16 protein-coding genes are annotated in these 18605 nt (G+C 70.1%); 4 read left to right on the forward strand and 12 right to left on the reverse strand.

The window, feature by feature from the left end; translation table 11 throughout:
- Positions 1–7 precede the first annotated feature (7 nt).
- The 11 genes from moaD to HV824_RS17300 all read right to left on the reverse strand — a co-directional run bounded on the left by moaD (position 8) and on the right by HV824_RS17300 (position 11105).
- Complete coding sequence (gene moaD, locus HV824_RS17250) at positions 8–688, reverse strand: molybdopterin converting factor subunit 1 (RefSeq protein ID WP_176423794.1); 681 nt, start codon at positions 686–688, stop codon at positions 8–10.
- Positions 689–696: 8 nt separating this feature from the next.
- Positions 697–2532, reverse strand: coding sequence for a PKD domain-containing protein (locus HV824_RS17255; RefSeq protein WP_176415273.1), 1836 nt, complete (start codon positions 2530–2532; stop codon positions 697–699).
- 7 nt (positions 2533–2539) lie between these two features.
- Positions 2540–3268: an MXAN_2562 family outer membrane beta-barrel protein gene (locus HV824_RS17260; RefSeq protein WP_176415272.1), complete on the reverse strand. Its 729-nt coding sequence runs from the start codon at positions 3266–3268 to the stop codon at positions 2540–2542.
- Positions 3265–4179, reverse strand: coding sequence for an MXAN_2561 family MXYO-CTERM-anchored protein (locus tag HV824_RS17265; RefSeq protein ID WP_255208109.1), 915 nt, complete (start codon positions 4177–4179; stop codon positions 3265–3267). Before HV824_RS17265 ends, HV824_RS17260 begins: the two co-directional genes overlap by 4 nt.
- A gap of 125 nt (positions 4180–4304) precedes the next feature.
- The gene (locus HV824_RS17270) at positions 4305–5339 is read right to left on the reverse strand and encodes an aspartate-semialdehyde dehydrogenase (RefSeq protein ID WP_176423783.1); all 1035 of its coding nucleotides are present in this window, start codon (positions 5337–5339) and stop codon (positions 4305–4307) included.
- Positions 5340–5391: 52 nt separating this feature from the next.
- Complete coding sequence (tsaB, locus tag HV824_RS17275) at positions 5392–6129, reverse strand: tRNA (adenosine(37)-N6)-threonylcarbamoyltransferase complex dimerization subunit type 1 TsaB (protein WP_176423784.1); 738 nt, start codon at positions 6127–6129, stop codon at positions 5392–5394.
- A gap of 11 nt (positions 6130–6140) precedes the next feature.
- A complete protein-coding gene (locus HV824_RS17280; protein ID WP_176423785.1) occupies positions 6141–6644 on the reverse strand; it encodes a septal ring lytic transglycosylase RlpA family protein in 504 nt (167 codons plus the stop codon).
- A 7-nt stretch (positions 6645–6651) separates the two neighbouring features.
- Positions 6652–8283, reverse strand: coding sequence for an RIP metalloprotease RseP (gene rseP / locus HV824_RS17285; protein WP_176423786.1), 1632 nt, complete (start codon positions 8281–8283; stop codon positions 6652–6654).
- A gap of 84 nt (positions 8284–8367) precedes the next feature.
- Positions 8368–9198: a phosphatidate cytidylyltransferase gene (locus HV824_RS17290; protein ID WP_176415267.1), complete on the reverse strand. Its 831-nt coding sequence runs from the start codon at positions 9196–9198 to the stop codon at positions 8368–8370.
- Positions 9195–9986, reverse strand: coding sequence for an isoprenyl transferase (locus tag HV824_RS17295; protein WP_176415266.1), 792 nt, complete (start codon positions 9984–9986; stop codon positions 9195–9197). Before HV824_RS17295 ends, HV824_RS17290 begins: the two co-directional genes overlap by 4 nt.
- Positions 9987–10151: 165 nt before the next feature.
- Complete coding sequence (locus HV824_RS17300) at positions 10152–11105, reverse strand: SDR family oxidoreductase (protein WP_176423787.1); 954 nt, start codon at positions 11103–11105, stop codon at positions 10152–10154.
- A gap of 126 nt (positions 11106–11231) precedes the next feature.
- Here HV824_RS17300 and HV824_RS17305 point away from each other — a divergent pair, with 126 nt between their 5' ends.
- The 4 genes from HV824_RS17305 (at position 11232) to dinB (ending at position 16872) form a co-directional block, all read left to right on the forward strand.
- Positions 11232–12215, forward strand: coding sequence for a YafY family protein (locus HV824_RS17305; RefSeq protein WP_176423788.1), 984 nt, complete (start codon positions 11232–11234; stop codon positions 12213–12215).
- A 1236-nt stretch (positions 12216–13451) separates the two neighbouring features.
- Positions 13452–14594, forward strand: a complete 1143-nt coding sequence (locus HV824_RS17310) for a serine/threonine-protein kinase (RefSeq protein ID WP_176423789.1) — start codon at positions 13452–13454, stop codon at positions 14592–14594.
- Positions 14591–15541, forward strand: a complete 951-nt coding sequence (locus tag HV824_RS17315; protein WP_176423790.1) for an RluA family pseudouridine synthase — start codon at positions 14591–14593, stop codon at positions 15539–15541. The genes HV824_RS17310 and HV824_RS17315 overlap by 4 nt, the downstream gene beginning before the upstream one ends.
- Positions 15542–15663: 122 nt before the next feature.
- Complete coding sequence (gene dinB / locus HV824_RS17320) at positions 15664–16872, forward strand: DNA polymerase IV (protein ID WP_176423791.1); 1209 nt, start codon at positions 15664–15666, stop codon at positions 16870–16872.
- 131 nt (positions 16873–17003) lie between these two features.
- On the opposite strand, the gene pcnB is transcribed toward dinB, so the two are convergent.
- Positions 17004–18605: polynucleotide adenylyltransferase PcnB (gene pcnB / locus HV824_RS17325; RefSeq protein WP_176423792.1), on the reverse strand; the 1602-nt coding region annotated here is incomplete at its 5' end.

The following is an 18605-nucleotide window of genomic DNA, read 5'->3' on the forward strand; positions in this document are numbered from 1 at the left end:
CGGCGCTTCAGGGCCCCAGGCCGACCCAGACCTCCCCATCCTCGAAGAACTCCTTCTTCCAGATGGGGACGTCCTGCTTGAGCCGCTCGATGGCGTACTCGCAGCCCCCGAACGCCTCCTTCCGGTGCGGCGACGCCGCGGCGATGACGACGGCCAGCTCGCCGGGCACCAGCGTCCCCACGCGGTGGATGATGGACAGGCGCACGCCGGGAAACCGCTCCGCGGCCTCCGCGCCAATCTCCGCCAGCTTCTTCTCCGCCATGGGCGCGTAGGCCTCGTACTCCAAGCGCAACACGCGCCGGCCCTTCGTCTGGTTGCGCACGGAGCCGCTGAACGTCACCAGCCCGCCGTACGCCTCTCCGCCGACGGCCTCCACCACCTCATCCAGCCGCAGCGGCCGGTCCACCACCCGGAACACCCCAGGTGCGCCTCCCGCCACGGGAGGAATCAGCGCCACCTCCGCCCCATCACGCACCAGGGCATCTGGCCCGACGAACTCCTGGTCCACGGCCACACGAAGGTGCGGCAGGAGTGGCGCCAGCGCCGCGTACCTGGCGGTCAGCAGCCGCATCACGTCCCGCACCTGGGCGCCCTCGGGCACGTCCAGGGACTCACGCGCCTGCCTGGTGCGCTCGCGCGCCGCGGCGAAGTAGAGGACGGTGACGCGCACATGCCCTGTGTCCGCCATATCGCCGCTCAACGCGAGGCCTCCTGCGCCGCGCGCAAGGACAGGCGCCCCTTGAGCCGGCCACCGCCCTCCACCGGGCTGAAGTCGAGGAAGCCCGAGTCCAGCGGCGTAATCCGGTCCAGCAGCGCCCCCGAGAGCGCCTTCGTCGCCCCGAGCAGCGGCCCCGGCACGCCGGGCACCTTCTCCGCCGCGCGCAGGTCCGCGCGCAGCCGGCCCAGGTCCACCATCACCGACACGTGGCCCGCGCTGAAGGCCTCGCCGCCGAAGCGCTCCCGCAGCTGGGCGCCCACGTCACCGCGAGGGCGTCCCTGGAGCAGCTCCCCCGCCAGCAGGCTGGCGCGCTCGGGCATGATTCGCAGTTCCACCGGCTGCGCCCGAAGCCGCGTCCGGAAGAGCGTGCCATTCGCCTCCTGCTGCGTCGTGTAGCGCAGCGCGGAGTCCTCCAGCTGCTGCTGCACGAGCGCCCGCACGGGCTCCGACGCCGTCAAGCCCGCTTCGACCACGAGGGTCCCCTTGAGGTCGGGCCGCTTGTTCCGGATGAAGTTGCGGAAGAAGGCCGGGATGTCGAAGTACGCACGCAGCACCACGTCGCCGCGCAGCGCCTTGAGCAACGCCTCCACGTCCAGTCCTTCACGACGCCAGGACGCCACCATGCGCTCGCGGCGCTCGGAGCCCGGCGCGCCGAACGCCAGCCGCGCCAGCTCCTCGGGCGGCACGGAGAGCTGCGCCGCGGCGATGGGCCCCAGCTCCGCGTCCTGCAGCAACGCCGACGCGGGCGCGCGGGCGCCCTGGAACAGCGGCGTCGACGAGGACAGGAACCCATCCAGGTCCAACCGCTCCGGCTTCACCGCCAGCGACGCGGCGAAACCTCGAATCGGGTGGGTGCCTTCTTCATCAGGCGTCACACCGGGTTGCTGCCCGGAGAAGAGATACACGCTGCCGTTCGCCACCTTCCCTCTCAGCTCGGTCAGCAGCGCATCCTCGGAGATGCCCGGCCCCGTGAGGCTCCGCACCGCCATGCGTGCCACCTCCGCGTCGGGGATGGCCAGCACCTGCGCCTGCTGAGGCTCGCCTTCCTCGGGCTCCTCCAGCCCCTCCTCCGGCACGGCGAGATAGAGGTAACCCCGGTCCTCGAAGAGCAACATCGGAGGTCCACCCGACGCGGGCTCCACGGTGACGGCGCCGTCCGGCTGCGGCATCACGCCGTGCCCCGCCCGCTCCAGCTCAATGGCGACGGCCTTCAGGGCCGCCTCCGGCTCCGTGATGCCCAGCAGCGTCACGACGCCGTCGAACTCCGGGAGCAGGAAGAAGCCGAAGCCCTCGTCTGGGTCCACCACTGTCCCGGTGCCGTCCTCCAGGTCCGCGAAGAGCAGCGGCAGCAGCGGCGAGGACTCCACGGCTCGCCGCGCGTTCTCCGGCCCCACGAGCCGCGCGTAGAAGTCCATCAACAGGTCCACATGGCCGCGCAGCTCGGGCAGCCACATGACGGTGCGCGCGCTGGAGGGCACCGCGCGCAGCACGGGCCGCGGCACCACCGTCAACTGGACGTGGCCGACCTCTTCCCCTTCGTGCAGGGCGCGCACGGTATAAGCGCCTGCCCGGGAGAAGGCGTGGGACACCCACGGCGCCGTCTGGGCGTCGCTGCCGTCACCGAAGTCCCAGGTGACGGCGGTGGCGTCCTCGCGCTGCGAGCCGAGGTCGACCGGCACGCCCGCTTCCACCGTCCGGTCCTGCCCCAGGTCTGGCCGCACCACGCGGCGGCAGCCGGAGGCCCAGGGGCCCACGGCGACCGTCATCAGGAGGAGCGCGACAAGAGACCCAGGGCGGCGCGGAATGAGCGGCATGAGCCGCTTAGTAATCCAGCGCCAGTCCGAACATCCAGCGCCGGTTCGACAGGTTCAGCCCCGCGCCGCCGAAGTTGTCCACATCCGCATAGGTGTACTCGGCGAAGAGGTAGCTGTGGTTGACGCCCAGGTCGGAGTCGAAGTCGCGCGCGAAGCGCGGCTCCAGCACGTCCAGCATGAAGGCGATGCCACCCGTCGCGCCCCAGCCCCAGCGGGCGCCCGAGCCCCGGTTCCCATCCACCACCTCGGTGCCGGCGCCCTTGGTAATCCACCACGGCGTGTAGATGAGCCCCAGCTTGCCGTAGGGCACCAGCGGGATGCCCCACTCGAAGGCGGCGTAGTCGAACTTGTAGAAGACGTTGAAGGCCAGGGGCACCAGGCGCAGCGCCGTGCGCTCCGCCGCATCCGTACCATTGGCCAGTTTCGCCGTTCCGTACTTCTCGCCGTAACCGGCGGAGAAGCCCACGCCCGCCGTGCCCACGCCTTGGTAGAAGTACCTCTGGAGCTCCACCTCGAACGTCAGCAGTGACTCGCCACCGAAGTAGTCCTCGTACGGCGTGCCATTGAGGCCGGGCTCTTCATCAATGAGGGGCTTGTAGCCACCCATGCGGAATTGAATGCCGCCCGTACGCGGCGAGCGCAGCGAGACTTCCTCCTCCACCACTACCGTGTCCTGCCCCCAAGCGGGCAGCGCGGCGAGCAACGCCACGACCCCCAGGGCCGATGCCCGACTCATGACCGCTTCCTCCTCGACGACAACCAGATTCCGAGGGACGCCAGCACCGCGCATCCCGTGATGCCTCCGCCTGCCGCGGCGCAACCACCCGTCTCCGAGCCGCCAGCATCGAGGTAACCGCCGTAGAAACCGTCGCTCGCGATGGGCGTCCCCAACGTCACGGCGGAAGGCTCGCTCCGGTTGCCCGCCGCATCAATGGCAATCGCCCGCACGGCGTACTCCACACCGTTCTCGAGCCCATCCATGCGGAAGACCGTGTTCGACACGGCCTGCACCTTCGAGTTCACCACTTCGCCCGTGCCTACCCCACCGTCCTCACCGCCAACGAGCGAGAGCACCTCCACCACCATCGACGCTGAATCGCTGGGAACCGTCACGGTGGCGCTGAGCGCGCCGTCCAGGCCCGTCACCGCGGGAGCGGAGGGCGCGGAGGGGGGCTCCGGGTCATACACGAGGTCGATGGCTGGCGTGCCCACCGAGCTGAACGTGTCCGCGCACGTCTGGTTGCCGATAACGTCAACAGTCACACGCGGGGTGGAGGCGCAGAGCCGAAAGGTCGCGGTCGCGGTCTGCGACTCACAGGTATCCCCCCCCGCCTCCAGCGCCGCGCTCGCGCGCAGGGTCAGCGTTCCCGTGGTGGTAGTGGTATCTCCAGCGGCGACCTGCTGGAGCAACAGGTCCGCCCCCGCGGGAGCGCGCGTACAGGCGCCGTCACTGGAAAGCCAGAAGTACAGCGTCTCGCAAAGCAGACCCGTCCGGCTCCAGGTCACGGTGCGTTCCGCCGTGCAGTCCGCCTGGGAGACGACGATGCGATTGTTCTGGAGGATGTTTGGCGAGGCCGTGAACGTCACGGTCTGCTGCCCCAGGGCAGTCGACGCGAAGAGCAAGAGGCCAACGAGAATGAGGCGCATGGGTACGCCCAGGCTAGCAAGCGGGAGGCCACATGAAACGCATTCTCGTCCGCTGGGCATCACTCCGGGACGGCCGCCCCGCCGCGCCAAACAGGCAGGACGGCCCCGGGAGCTTTGCCAATTTGTCAGGCGGGGCGCTCGGCCAGGCGGAGCCCGGCCTCCACCAGGTTGAGGGCGGCGCCCCGGCTGGCGTTGTCCACGGAGGCGAACAGCGTCACCCACTCCGGGGCCTGGGGGAATGCGCGCACCCGGCCCACATGGACCGCCGGGTCGGACGTGACGAGCATGGGCATGGGGTACACGCGCTCGCCCGGCACATCCAGCACCTTCAAGACCCCGGACGTCTTGAGGGCCGCGCGCACCTGCTCCACCGGGCCCGGCTTCTTGAGCTGCACGTTGAGGGTGAGGCCGTGGCCGTAGAACGTCGGCACCTGCACCGCCGTCCCGGCGATGACGGGCACGTCCCCCTTGGACGAGAACAGCCGGGCCGCCTCCAGCGTCCAGCCCCCCTCCTCCTCCGTCCAGGGTGAGTTCACCATGAAGCCGCCCACCTGGGGCACCAGGTTGAAGCCCACGCGGTGGGGGAAGGCGTGCGGCTCCGGCTCACGGCCTGACAGCAGGTCCGCCGTCTGCTTCTCCAGCTCCGCCACCCCGCGCACCCCCGCGCTGGACGCCGCCATCAGCGCCGTCACCTGCGCGCGCGCCACGCCGAAGGCCTTCCGCAGTGGCTCCACCACGTGCACCGCGGCGGTCGTCACGGCCCCCGGCAGACACACGATGCGGCCCTTGAAGGTGAAGCCCGCGCCCAGCACGTCCGTGTTGAAGCCCGGCAGCACCAGGGGGACGTTGCCGTCACCCCGGAAGGCATTGCTGGCGTCCACCACCCACGCGCCCGCCGCCTGCGCTGCCAAAGCCAGCTTGCGAGAGGCCTCGGCGGGCGTGGCCAGCAGCACCAGCTTCACGCCCCGGAAGGCGTCCGGCGTCGCTTGCTCCACCTCGAGCGAGTCCTCGCCGTACTCCACCTCCATGCCCTTGGAGCGCTCGGAGCCGAAGGCGCGCACCTGTTCGGCGGGCACGTCCTGCGCGTACAGCGCGGCGAGCACCTCGCGGCCCACCACGCCCGTCGCGCCCACCACGCCAATCGTCAAGTCGTCTCTCATGGCGCGTCCTTTACGCCACCGGGGGCCGGGAGCGCGAGCACCACGAGGCGGCTCAGTCTTCCTTCAACCGCGCGGTGGGCGCCGGCCCTGGCAGCGGCGGGAACTTCGGGTTGCGCTCCGGCTCCGAGGCCCGCACGTAGTGCGGCTCCATGGCGAAGAGCGCCTCCAACGTCTGCGCCTCCGGGAAGCGCGCCAGGTGCGCCAGCGCCACCGCCGACGGGAAGGTCGGCGCCGCCAGCAGCCGGTGCGGCGCCACGCCGTGCGACTCCAGGGCGGCACGGTAGTCCACCAGCGCGGGCCCCAGCGCCACCGCCCGAGGCTCCGCCGCCATGCGCGCGGCCACCTCCTCGGGGGACATGGCCGTCTCCGGCTCCAGCGGCTCCACCGCCCCGCCCCGGCGCACGTAGGCCCCCAGGTACAGGTCGTTCTTGCGCGCCACGGCCAGACAGTACAGCGGCACATCCTCGGGGCCCTCCAGCGCCACCGCCGCCAGCGACGAGGCCCCGGCCACCTTCAGCTTCGTCGCGTAGGCCAGCGACTTCGCCGTCGCCAGGCCGATGCGCAGCCCCGTGAAGGAGCCTGGCCCCAGGCCCACCACCAGCCCCTCCAGGGCGGGCAGCGTGGCGCCATGGCGTTCAAGCAGCTCCCCGACGATGCCGGGCAGCAGCTCGCTCTGCTTGCGCGGCGGCCCCACCACCACGTGCTCCAGCGTGCGCAGCGCGCCACCCGGCGCGCGCTCCACCAGGGCCAGCGACAACGTCAGCGTCGAGGTGTCCAGCGAGAGAAACATGGGACGGCTCACTACACCGGCGCGGCCCACATTGCCTGCGGAATCTCCGACACCCGGTCCTCGCAGCGGTACAGCCGCACGCGCACCACGCCCTTGTCCAGCATGCCCAGCTTCCGGGCGGCGCCCTTGGACAGGTCCACGATGCGCCCGTCGATGAAGGGGCCCCGGTCATTCACCCGCACCTTCACCGCGCGCCCGTTCTCCATGTTCACCACGCGCAGGCACGAGCCGAAGCGCAGCTTGCGGTGCGCGGCCGTCATCGCCTCCTGGTCAAAGCGCTCCCCGCTCGCGGTGGGCCGCCCGTGCAGGCCGGGGCCGTAGAACGAGGCCAGCCCTTCGCCCAGGTACGAGCGCGGCATCTGCCCGCGCCGCGCCACCCCGGGTGAGCCACCGCGGGACCTCGGCGACTTCGACGGGCGGGCGGGCTCCTCCACCGGGTCGGGCCTGGCCGCGCGCGAGGCGCACGCGGAGGTGATACCCAGGCAGAGCAGTCCGGCAACGGCGAGTCCTCGCATGCGTCCTCTAGCGGGTGATGTCGTTGGTCACGGCCAACAGCATCAGCAGGACGAGCAGCGCGAGCCCCACCATGTTGGCCACCTCGCGGACGCGAACAGGGATGGGGCGGCGGCGAATTCCCTCCCAGGCGGCGGAGAGCAGGTGGAAGCCGTCCAGCACGGGGATGGGCAGCAGGTTCATCACCCCCAGGTTGATGGAGATCAGCGCCATCAGGTGGAGGAAGCTGTCCAGGCCCTGCTCGGCGCTCTTCGACGCCAGCTGGTACATCATGATGGGGCCGCCCACGGTGTTCATCGGCACCGAGCCCACCAGCAGCCCGCCGAGGACCCGCACCATCTGCCCGACAATCTTCGGGACGATGAGCGCGGCCTGCTTCAGCGCGGCGCCCGGCCCCAGGTGCACCGTCACTTCGTCCAGCACCGGCATGTCCGCCGCGGAGAGCACCCAGTTGCGCACGCCCAGGACGATGGGCGAGCTCGCCGTGCCCAGCTCGTCCTCCGTCTTCAGCGGCGCCTGTGCCAGCGTCTCCGTGCGCTCGCCGTCCGCGCCCCGCCACGTCAGCTGGAAGGAGCGCTCCTTCAGGGCGTTCAGCTTCGAGGAGAACTTGACGAAGGACTCCGGCTTCTCGCCATCCAGGGCGATGATGCGGTCTCCGGGCCGCAGGCCGCCCTTCTCCGCCGCGCTCCCCGGCGCCACGGTGGCCAGGTACAGGTCGGACGTCTCCGCGCCCACCGTCGCCAGCCCCACGCCCGGCTGCTTCGGCACGGTGAGCTTCAGCACGGAAGCCGCCCGCCCCGTCACGGCGCCCGCGGCCACGGGGTCCATGCGCCGGAGGGTGAGCTCCAGGGACGCGCCCTCCGCGTGCTTGTCCAGCTCTTGCTGGAAGCGCGCTTCCGTCTCCACGCTCACGCCGTTGACGGCCAGGATGCGGTCGAAGGTCCGCAGCCCGGCCTGCTCCGCCACCGAGCCCGGCGGCACGCCGACGATGGGCGGCTTCGACACGGCCTCCACGCCAATGGAGCCGCGCTCCACCGTGTCGATGGGGGACGTCTCCACGTTCTTCGTGGGCGTCACGTCCAGCGTCAGCTTCTGGCCGTTGCGCTCCAGGACGATGGGGACGGGCCGCTCGAAGCGGCCGACGAACGCCTCCCGCATGTCATTGAACGTGCGCACCGGCTCGCCATCCACGGACAGGATGCGATCTCCGGGGCGGATACCGGCGGCCACCGCGGGCATGCCCTCGCTCACCGTCCCCACGTAGGTGGAGGTGGCCTGGTGCGGGCCCAGGAAGACGAAGAAATAGACGAGGATGGGGAAGATGAGGTTGAAGGCCGGCCCCGCCAGGACGATGAGGCCGCGCTTCCACGGTGGCTGCGCCAGGAAGCCCCGGCTGGCCTCCTCCGGGCTGAGCTCCTCGTGGGGCATGTCCCCCGCCATCTTCACGTAGCCGCCCAGCGGCAGCAGGGCAACCTGGTACTCCGTCTCGCCCTTGGTGAAGCCGATCAGCTTGGGTCCGAAGCCAATGGAGAACTTCAGGACCTTCACACCACAGGCCTTCGCCACCAGGAAGTGGCCAAGCTCGTGCACCGTGACGAGCACGCCGAGCAGAAGGACGAAGAACCCGATGTTTTGGAGCATGGGCGCAACAGTAATCGTGGGCGCCCAGGCGGACAACGCGCAACCGGGCCCGCCGAGCAGACGGGCAGCCGGAAGGGGCGGTCCCTAGGGCAGCAGGCCCCGGATGAACTGCACGTAGACGAACACCAGGGGCGCGTTGAACAGGAGCGCGTCGATGCGATCCAACACGCCACCGTGCCCGGGGATGAGGAAGCCCGAGTCCTTCACCCCGTAGGCCCGCTTGAGCATGGACTCACACAGGTCGCCCACCGGCCCCAGGATGCCACCCGCGATGCCCAGCAGCACGCAGTCCCACACCGTGAAGACGGGGAAGAAGAACTGGCGGGCAATGAACATCCCGCCCACCGAGCCCAGCATGCCCCCGAAGAAGCCCTCCCACGTCTTGTTGGGGCTCACCTCCGGGTAGAGCTTGTGCTTCCCCAGGAACCGCCCGAAGAAGTAGGCGGCGGTGTCATTGGCCCAGGTGATGACCAGCGCGCAGATGACCCAGGCCATGCCGTCATCAGGCAGCAGGCGCAGCGCGGACATGGCCGTGAGGCCCACCGCGCCGTACAGGAAGCCGTTGACCAGGTGCGCCGTGCGGGTGGGCGCCTCCGCCAGCGGGCCCTTGAAGAGGTGGTAGATCCACGCGAAGAACGCGAAGACGATGGTGAGCCAGAAGGCCGTCTCGCCCGTGCGCGCCGCGTCCCGCAGCGGCAGGAAGGGCAGCACCGCGGCGAAGGCCATTCCGACCCAGGAGGCCACCGTCAGGCGCTTCTGGACGATGAGGTAGTACTCACCCACGCACGCGGCGGCGGCGGCGGCGAGCAGGGCCGCGCTCCAGTAACCACCGAGGAACAGCAGCAGGACGACCAACGGCAGCAGTGTCACCGCGGAGACGACGCGGATGACGAGGTTTCGGTTCTTGTCGTTCACGCCTTGGCCTGCTGAGGAGCGTCCTCCCGCTGCACCTGAGCGGACGTGAGGCCGAAGCGGCGCTCACGCTGCTGGTACTGCGACACGCAGCGGAGGAACTCGTCAGTACGGAAGTCCGGCCACAAGGCGTCGGTGAAGCACATCTCCGCGTACGCCATCTGCCAGAGCAGGAAGTTGGACACGCGCAGCTCGCCGCTGGTCCTCACCATCAGGTCCAACGGGGGCAATCCCTGCGTCCAGAGGAACTGCTCGAAGTCGCTCTCCTCCAACCGCCCCGCCGCCAGTTCTCCACGCTCCACGGCCTCGGCCAGCCGCCGCGCCGCGTGGAGGATCTCCTCCCGCCCGCCGTAGGACAACGCCAACGACAGCACCATGCCGGTGTTGTGCGCGGAGTCGGCCCGGAGCCGCTCCAACGGGTCGCGCACGTAGCGCGGCAGCCGGTCCACGTCTCCAATGGCGTTGAGGCGGATGCCGTTGTCCAGGATTTCGGAGCGCTCGCGCTCCAGGTACTCCCGCAGCAGGTCCATCAACCCGGCGACCTCTTCCGCCGGACGCGCCCAGTTCTGCGACGAGAACGCATAGAGCGTCAGCGCCTGGATGCCCAGGCGGCGCGCGGTGCGCGTCACTTCACGCACGCTCGACGTCGCCTCCCGATGCCCCTCCAGCCGGGGCAGCCCCCGGGCCTCCGCCCATCGCCCGTTGCCGTCCATGATGATGCCCACGTGGCGCGGCATCGGCCGGGCCTTGACGGCTTGTTCCAGGGTGGAAATCACTGAGGGGCGGTCCATGAAGCCGCGCACCCTAGCGATGCCGCCGCGCGCCGTCCACGGGCGCGTGCCCCAACCGTCACGGTCGGCCCCTGACCGGTCGCCCGGTGGCGGTGGGTGGCCGCTCCCCGTCAGAGGGGCTGCGTGATGTAGGCCAAGGTAGGCAGCCGTTCGCTGGAGGACCCTTCAGCCCAGCGGCCAATCCGGGCTCGCCAGCTCCATGGGGCCGTCGCGCCAGGACGTGTAGGCGTCCTCGTCCGCGACCCGGTACGGCTTGCCGAAGGCGCGCGCGAAGTAGTCGCCCCAGTGCGGCTGGGAGCCGTCGGCGTCGGTGAAGCCGTACTCCCGGGCCAGGGCCCAGGAGCTGAAGACACGGCCGGCCTTGGCCCCCACGTTCGGATCCGCCGCGAGCGCCGCCACCGCCCGGCCCACGTAGACGGGGCTCTCCGAGGCAATGAAGTGTGGATCCTTCGCCGCGCCGTCGCGCCAGTTCGCTTCCGTCACGCCGAAGTTCTCCAGCATCTCCTCGGAGCGGAGGAAACCGGGTGTCAGCGCCAGTGCGGTGACGTTCGTGCGGCGTAGCTCCCGGGACATCCCGAAGGCGAGCCGGATGACGGACAGCTTCACCAGGTCGTACCAGAGGTTGCCGCGGTAGCCGAACGAGTCCCCGTCCGTGATTTCGACGATGAGCCCTCGCTCGCCACCCAGCATGAGCGGCACGGCGTGGCGGCTGGTGAGCAGATGCGTGAAGACGGCGCGCTCGAACATCTGCTGCCCCTTCGCCGCGGACTGTTTCCAGAACGCCGGGCCGAACTCGGTGAGTCCGTCGCCGCCCCAGATGTCGTTCACCAGGATGTCGAGCCGCCCCTGCTCCCGCTGGATGCGCGCGCACAGGGCTTCGACCTCCGATTCGACGGAGTGGTCCACGCGGACGGCGATGCCGCGGCCGCCCTTGGCGTCGACGATTTCGGCCGTCTCTTCGATGGTCTCCGGCCGCGAGCCCGTCGCGGGCCGTCCGCGCACGCTGCGCCCGGTGCAGTATACGGTGGCGCCTGCCTCTCCCAGCATGGTGGCGATGCCGCGCCCGGCGCCTCGGGTGGCTCCAGCGACCAGGGCGATGCGTCCTTCGAGTGGCTTCATGGCTGGCACTCCTCCAGGCCCACGGGCGACCGTGGACCGCCGTGGGTTCGTGTTCGCAGCCTGGCTCGGGAATCATGACACCTCCTGTCATGATTCCCCGCGTAGACTTCGCTTCGGAACCTGCCCATGCGCGCCGACCGACTCGTCAGTTTGACACTGCTTCTCCAGACGCGCCCGAAGTTGACGGCGGGCGAGCTGGCACGGGAGCTCCAGGTCTCCGAACGGACCATCCACCGGGACCTGGACGCGCTCTCCGGCGCGGGCGTGCCCGTGTACGCCACCCGAGGCGCCGCGGGAGGCGTGGCGTTGATGGAAGGCTGGCGCACGCAACTCACGGGCTTCACGCGAACGGAGCTGCACGCCCTTGCGGCCGTGGCGGCGCCGGGAGCCCTGGATGACCTGGGGCTGACGTCGGCGCTGCGCTCGGGGCTGGTGAAGCTGGCGGCCTCCCTGCCCGCGCTCCAGCAGCCCGCGCTGGAGTACGCGCGTCAGCGGCTTCACGTGGATGCATCCTCGTGGTTTCCGGAGCGCGAGGCCGTGCCGCACCTGGCGACGCTGCGTGACGCCGTCTGGCAGGACCGCCGCGTGTCCCTGACGTACCGGGACTTCGAGGGCAAGCCGAGCCGCAAGGTGGTGGACCCGTACGCGCTCGTCATCAAGGCGGACCGTTGGTACCTCGTCGCGCGCACGGGCGCGGAGGAACCGCGTGTGTATCGAAGCGCGCGCGTGGAAGGCGCACGGATGCGCCCGGAGACCTTCGTCCGGCCGGCGCGCTTCGACCTGCCGGCGTTCTGGAAGGCGTGGTGCTCGCGCTTCGCGGAGAAGCGCGCGCAGTACGAAGTCACGCTGCGCTTGACCCCGGAGGCGCTGCGGAAGATTCGGCCGCGCGCGGATGGTGTACGGCTGGTCGCCGCGCCGCTCGCGGCGGATGGCAGCAAGACGGTGGTCGTGGACTTCGAGCGCGAAGCGATTGCCTTCGGGCAGCTCTGCGACGTCGGAACTGGCTTCGAGGTGCTCGCTCCGGAAGCACTGCGCACGAGGCTCCTGAAGCTGGCGACGGGCATCCTCGCCGCGCATGGAGGTGACACACCGCCGAGTGCGGCCGCGTGATACACCCACGCACGCGAACAGCGCCCATCGAACTCCTGATTGCGCCGCCGAGAGCGAAGGGCTCCCGGAACCTGTCAACGCAAGCAAGACAGCGAGATTCCCACGAAGCCGCCAGCAAGGAAGCGCGCCAGTCCTCACACGACGTCATGTTGGTCTATACCCCGCGCAGCCCCAACGCCCTCCACAGCCATTGGAACCCAGCCATGCCGGCTGGACGCCCCACCAACGAACTGCGTGTCCTTCGAATGTTATATGAAACTGACTCCAAGCGCCCTCATCAATATCTCCGCCGGGAGCTGAACGTCTCACCAATCTCCTACAATCGCCTTCGCAATGATCTCAGCACCAAGGGACTCGTCAGCGGCGAGAATTCGAGAAGAAGCACCAGGGTACGGGGCGCTCAACCAGCGAGCGAGCGCTTTATGCCTCCCTCTGTGAATTACTTCGGGACCTTTAGCCCGACGTCCTGCGAGTCATTGCTCGCCCCGGCGCGCTGGGTCTTGGAACGCGGGCGCGGCTCATCTCCTGCGAAGTCAAGCGGTGGACCTCCGCATGATCGCTTTCCAGCGTACTTGAGACGGCAGCCCATGCAGGTTTCTGCCACGAATCCTATCTCGTGCTGGAGTGGGCGCATGACATCGCGTTTTCACATGAGTATCTGGACGCCCACGGCAGTCACATTCTTGAGGTCTGCCGCCGCTTCGGCGTGGAACTGCTCGTACTTCATCCCCAGGGGAGGAACGACTGGAGACTGGAGCGTGCACTCCTCGCGAGCGAGGCCCACCCGAATGAACTCTCCTTGCACGTATCCCTCGACTACGTCCTGAGCCGACGCAGCTCAGGCCGTCCGCGGACCAACTGCGCGCCCACGCGAGCGCAACCACACATACTCCTGATGACGAGGATGACGCAGGCGAAGACACTTGAAGCGGTGGGCCCGATTCGTGCGAGTCCGACGGTCGGTTCTACGCCATCAGGGGCGAGAGAATGTCCTTGAGCACAACCGTCTTCTCCAAAGCACTTGGCCCTCGGCCTTCGCCAGCACGAGCTTCCCCATGCCACCGCCTGACGCAGGCTTTCGCGCCACTGGAACTTCCCGCCCGGGTCCAAGTCGTGCTCTCCGCGTTTTAGCCGTAAAATCAACTTCACTTGCCGCCGGTTCCGCCGTGCGCCGAGCAATCAGGCGCTGCCAACGTTGACCCTGACGTGACGTGGTCCGTAGGATTTCGGCACCCCATGCCCCCGAAGGACATTGGTCCCTACCGCGTTCTGGAGACGCTTGGCAGTGGCGGGGCAGGAACCGTTTATCGGGCCCTGGACCGCCGCACCACCGACGAGGTCGCGCTGAAGCTGCTTTCAGCCGGCCCCGCACGGGACGCGCGTGCCGCGCGCAGGCTCGCCCGCGAGTTCGACACACTCGTGGACCTGTCTCACCCCAACGTCGTGAAGGTGTTCGAGTCCGGCGTGCACCAGGGCGTGCCGTACCTGGCCATGGAGCTCATCGAGGGCCTCACCCTCCGCCACTACCTCGACCTGAGCAGCGGTGACCGGAATACCCCTCCGGGCAACCACACGCCGCGCAGCCCCTTGTCCATTCTCCGGACCGCGGACGATGACTTCGGCCCCTTGAGCCGGAGCTTCTCCGATTCGATGGATGACTCGGACGACAGCCCGCATGACGGCACCTTCGGACTGGAGGCCTTCGCGGAGGAGCCGCCCAGCGAGGAGTTGGAGAGCTTCTCCTCCGATGCCAGCCCGCACCCGGGCCTCGGCTCGGATGACTCGCTGGAGGGCTTCGACCTGCCGCCGCCCATGCCGCGCGGCCCGGAGCCCGAGGAGGAGCCGGGGCGCGGGGTGCGCGAAGAGGACCTCAACCGGCCCGAGCGCATGGGACGTCTCAAGGACGCCATGCTCCAGATTTGCGAGGCCCTGGCCTACATCCACGGCCACGGACTGGTCCACCGCGACCTCAAGCCGTCCAACATCATGGTGGACGACGACCGGCAGGTGCGGCTGATGGACTTCGGGCTCGCCAAGTTCCTGGCGGACGACGCGGCCATCACCGAGGCCGGCAAGCTGGTGGGCACCTACCGGTACATGGCGCCGGAGCAGATTCTGGGCGAGCCCCTGGATGGACGCTCCGACCTGTACAGCCTGGGGGTCATCCTCTATGAGCTGCTCAGCGGGCGGCCCCCCTTCGACGCGAAGACGCCGCACGAGCTCTGGCGCCAGGTGCTGGAGACGGAGCCGCCCCCCGTGCTGGCGCTGAACCTGCACGGGGACCCGCAGCTCGCGCGCGTCGCCCACCGCCTCATCCGCAAGGAGCCGGACGACCGGTTCCAGACGGCCGAGGAAGTCTACGAGGCCCTGTCCGAGTGAATCCCTCCAAGCTGCACACCCTCACCGTGGACGCCGACAAGGCGGGCCAGCGGGTGGACCTCTTCGTCGGTGACGCGCTGGGCCTCTCCCGCGCGCGGCTCAAGCGCCTCTTCGAGGCGGGCGCGGTCAAGGTCAATGGCCGCCCCGCGAAGAAGGGCCTCACGCTCACCGCCGGGCAGCACATCGCCGTCGAGGTGGAAGAAGAATCACGCGAGGCCGTGCCCGACGCGGACTTCCCGCTCATCGTGCTGCACGCGGACGACTCGCTCGTGTTCGTGGACAAGCCCGCGGGCCGGCCCTCCCACCCGCTGCAGTCCGGGGAGACGGGCACGGTAGCCAACGCGCTGGTGGCCCGCTACCCCGAATGCGCCCAGGCCTCCGTGGACGCGCGCGAGGGCGGCCTGTGCCACCGGCTGGACGTGGAGACCTCCGGCGTCGTCCTGGCCGCGCGGACGCGGGAGGCGTGGAACGCCGTGCGCGAGGCCTTTGGCAGCCGCGCCGTGGACAAGCGCTACCTGGCGCTGGTGACGGGGCCGCTGACGGACGAGGGCGATATCGACCTCCCCCTGCGTCATCACCCCCGGCACCCGGACCGCGTGGAGCCCGCGCCCCACGAGGCCGAGGACGCCCGGGAGGCGGTGTCGAAGTTCACCGTGCTGTCGCGCGCGGGTGAGTTCAGCGTGGTGGAGGTGAAGATTCTCACCGGCGTGCTGCACCAGGTGCGCGCGCACCTCGCGGGCATTGGCGCCCCCATCGTCGGTGACACCCTCTACGGCGGTCGCGAGGCCCCGGAGCTGGGCCGCTTCTTCCTCCACGCCCGCTCCCTGGGCCTGACGCACCCGCAGACGCGGCGGCCCCTGACGGTCCACAGTCCCCTGCCCTCGGAGCTGCGCGCCGAGCTGGAGCGGCATGGCCTGCCCCTGCCCCACGGAGAGCAACGGGACTGAGGGCTTTCCACGATTCGCCCATCACCTGTTGCCAGGGTCCCAGGTCCAGCTTCCCGCCGCGGTGCCTCGAACCCCAGGTGCTCCGCCAGGCGTCAGAGTGCCCCGCTAAAGTGACTCACACGATGCGAGCCATCATCCACGTGGACATGGATGCCTTCTATGCGTCCGTGGAGCAGCGGGACAACCCAGCGCTGCGGGGCAAGCCGCTCATCGTGGGCGGGCATGCCCAGCGCGGTGTCGTGGTCGCCGCGTCCTACGAGGTGCGCCCCTTCGGGGTGCGCAGCGCCATGCCCATGGCCCGCGCGACGAAGGCCGCGCCCCATGCGCTCGTCGTGAAGCCCCGCTTCGCCGCGTATGCGGAGGCCAGCGAGCAGGTGTTCGCCATCTTCGAACGCTACACGCCGCTCATCGAGCCGTTGTCGCTGGACGAGGCCTTCCTGGACGTGACGGCGTCGGTGGGCCTCTTCGGCACGCCCGCGGACATTGCCCGGCGCATCCGCAAGGAGATTGCCGACGAGCTGGACCTCCCCGCCTCCGCGGGCGTGGCCACGGTGAAGTTCGTGGCGAAGATTGCCTCCGACCTCGCCAAGCCCAATGGCCAGCGGGAGGTGCGCGCCGAGGAGACGGTGGCCTTCCTCGCGGGCCTGCCGGTGTCGCGCCTGTGGGGCGTGGGGCCGAAGACGGAGGAGGCGCTCCGGCTCGCCGGGCTGAAGACGATTGGCGACGTGGCCCACCGGGAGTTGGACTGGCTGGAAGACAGGCTGGGCTCCAGCGGACGGCACCTGTGGGAGCTGTCCCAGGGCATCGACACGCGCGAGGTGGTGCCGGACCGGGCCGCCAAGAGCGTGGGCGCGGAGGACACCTTCGACGAAGACCTCGTGGGGGTGGACGCGCTCAAGCCACACGTCCACGCCCAGGCCCTGCGCGTGGCGCGGCGGCTGCGGCGGGCGGCGCTGAAGGGCCGCGTGGTGCAGCTCAAGTTGAAGTTCGCGGACTTCACGCTCATCACCCGGCGCACCACGCTGCGCGAGGCCACGGATGACGGGCAGGCGCTCTACCGCGCGGCGCTGGAGCTGCTGGACAAGTCGCACCAGGGAAAGCCGCTGCGGCTCACCGGCGTCAGCGTGCAGTTGGATGAAGAGCCGCCCCAGCTGGGCCTCTTCCCCGCAGCCGCGCCGCGCACCGCGAAGCTGAACGCGGCGCTGGACAAGATTGCCGAGCGGTTCGGCAGCAAGGCCATCACCACCGCGGACATCGCCGGCAGCGAGGCCACCGACAGCGCCGAACACCGCTCCGAGCGCCCGGTGGAAAAAGGCGGTCCCAGGGACTGAGGCCCCGATACGGGCGGGGCCTCACGCCTGTTGGCGGGGCGGCCCCATGCCTGACGGACGCGACCTCGACGCAGGCGTCACCCGGCTCGGAGGACGAGCCGGCGCCCTCACCTCACGGACACGACTTCGGCTCAGGCGTCACCTGGCTCGGAGCTCTCACCGGTCGAGCCGCTCGCCGAGGGGCGACGGCGACGGCGGCGGCGGCGGCGCTTGCGCTGGCCTCCCGCGTCGGACTCCTCGCCGTCCGCGGCGGCGGCGCGAGGCTGCGGCACCTCGCCGGCCTTCCACGCCTCCAACTGGTCGCGATTCTCTCCCGTGGCCTCCACCGTCATCTCGAACACGGTGAGGGCCTCGCTGAAGAGCGGGTGCCGCTTGAAGGCGGCGCTGCGACGGCGGCGCTCACCGGACAGCGTCCGCTGGGCCAGCAGCAGCATGCGGCAGCGCTCGGCGATGCGGCGCGGCAGCCGCGCGGACTGCACGAAGCCCGCGAGCAAATCTTCCACCACCTGCGACACGGACGGGCGGCCCTCCTGAGACTCCTCGGGCCCCGTCGAGCGGCTGATGGGAATCAGCAACATCGCCAGGAGGATGGCGTCATCCAACGCCTCGCCCGCGGACACGCGCCGGTCCAGCGACTCCGCGAAGGCGTAGAACGTCTTCTCCCCCTCCTTGCCATGCTGCTTGAGGTACGCGTTGACGGGCGGCAGCAGGATTTTGAGCGCGTCCAGCGCGTCCAGCAGCTTCAGCGCGGGCGCGGACACACCGCCGCGGATGAGGCGGAACGTCTCCTCCAGCAGGCGCGCGGGCGCGCAGCGGGGCAAATCCTCCACCGCGCCTTCCATGGCCGCGTACGTCCGCGACTCGATGTCCAGGTCCAGCTTCGCCGCGAAGCGCACGGCGCGCAGGATGCGCACCGGGTCCTCGCGCATGCGCACTTCCGGGTCGCCAATGGTGCGGATGAAGCGCTCGTCCAAATCACGGCGGCCACGGACGTAGTCGATGACCCGCCCTTCGGCCACGTCGTAGAACAGGCCGTTGATGGTGAAGTCACGCCGGCGCGCGTCCTGCTGCGCGGTGCCGAAGACGTTGTCGTGGGTGATGAGCAGGTCCTCACCCTCCCCGTCCTCCTCACTCCCGGTGGCCGCGGGCTCCAGCTCCGTCGGGTTCGCGCGGAAGGTGGAGACCTCGATGATTTTGCCGCCCTTGAAGTAGACGTGCGCCAGCCGGAAGCGCCGGCCAATGAGGCGGCAGTTGCGGAAGATGCCGCGCACCTCGTTCGGCGTCGCGCTGGTGGCGATGTCGAAGTCCTTCGGCTTGCGCCCCAGCAGCAGGTCGCGCACGCAGCCGCCCACCATGTACGCCTGATGACCGTGCTGGTGCAGGCGGAGCACCACCTTGAGCGCGTCCGGGTCCAGCTCGTCGGGGTCGATTTCCGCCGGCTCGCCAGTGGGCCGGACGTGGGGCGCTCGCAGCGCGCGCTCATCGGGCGTCGGCTCCGGCTCGGGCTCCAGGACGATGGGGACTTCCTCGACGTCCTCGCCCCGGGCCTCGGCGGCGTCCTCGGCCTCCGCGGCGGCCAGCGCGGCCTCGGCGCCCAGGACGACGTCGTCCAGGCCCGCCTCGGCCAAGTCTACCTCGTCGTCGTCTTCCTCGTCGTCGTCCTCGTCGTCCTCGGCATCCGCGTCAGCGGGGGCCGGAGGCGGCTCGGGGGAGGGGGCGGCTTGAATCGTGGG

It is taken from the genome of Myxococcus sp. AM009 (assembly GCF_013372605.1).
GTDB lineage: Bacteria > Myxococcota > Myxococcia > Myxococcales > Myxococcaceae > Myxococcus > Myxococcus vastator.

Coding starts and splice junctions, on each gene's coding strand:
- HV824_RS17265 (WP_255208109.1), bottom strand. CDS start 4,179: ATGCGCCTCATTCTCGTTGGCCTCTTGCTCTTCGCGTCGACTGCCCTG.
- moaD (WP_176423794.1), bottom strand. CDS start 688: ATGGCGGACACAGGGCATGTGCGCGTCACCGTCCTCTACTTCGCCGCG.
- rseP (WP_176423786.1), bottom strand. CDS start 8,283: ATGCTCCAAAACATCGGGTTCTTCGTCCTTCTGCTCGGCGTGCTCGTC.
- HV824_RS17270 (WP_176423783.1), bottom strand. CDS start 5,339: ATGAGAGACGACTTGACGATTGGCGTGGTGGGCGCGACGGGCGTGGTG.
- HV824_RS17310 (WP_176423789.1), top strand. CDS start 13,452: ATGCCCCCGAAGGACATTGGTCCCTACCGCGTTCTGGAGACGCTTGGC.
- tsaB (WP_176423784.1), bottom strand. CDS start 6,129: ATGTTTCTCTCGCTGGACACCTCGACGCTGACGTTGTCGCTGGCCCTG.
- dinB (WP_176423791.1), top strand. CDS start 15,664: ATGCGAGCCATCATCCACGTGGACATGGATGCCTTCTATGCGTCCGTG.
- HV824_RS17305 (WP_176423788.1), top strand. CDS start 11,232: ATGCGCGCCGACCGACTCGTCAGTTTGACACTGCTTCTCCAGACGCGC.
- HV824_RS17300 (WP_176423787.1), bottom strand. CDS start 11,105: ATGAAGCCACTCGAAGGACGCATCGCCCTGGTCGCTGGAGCCACCCGA.
- HV824_RS17295 (WP_176415266.1), bottom strand. CDS start 9,986: ATGGACCGCCCCTCAGTGATTTCCACCCTGGAACAAGCCGTCAAGGCC.
- HV824_RS17280 (WP_176423785.1), bottom strand. CDS start 6,644: ATGCGAGGACTCGCCGTTGCCGGACTGCTCTGCCTGGGTATCACCTCC.
- HV824_RS17255 (WP_176415273.1), bottom strand. CDS start 2,532: ATGCCGCTCATTCCGCGCCGCCCTGGGTCTCTTGTCGCGCTCCTCCTG.
- HV824_RS17260 (WP_176415272.1), bottom strand. CDS start 3,268: ATGAGTCGGGCATCGGCCCTGGGGGTCGTGGCGTTGCTCGCCGCGCTG.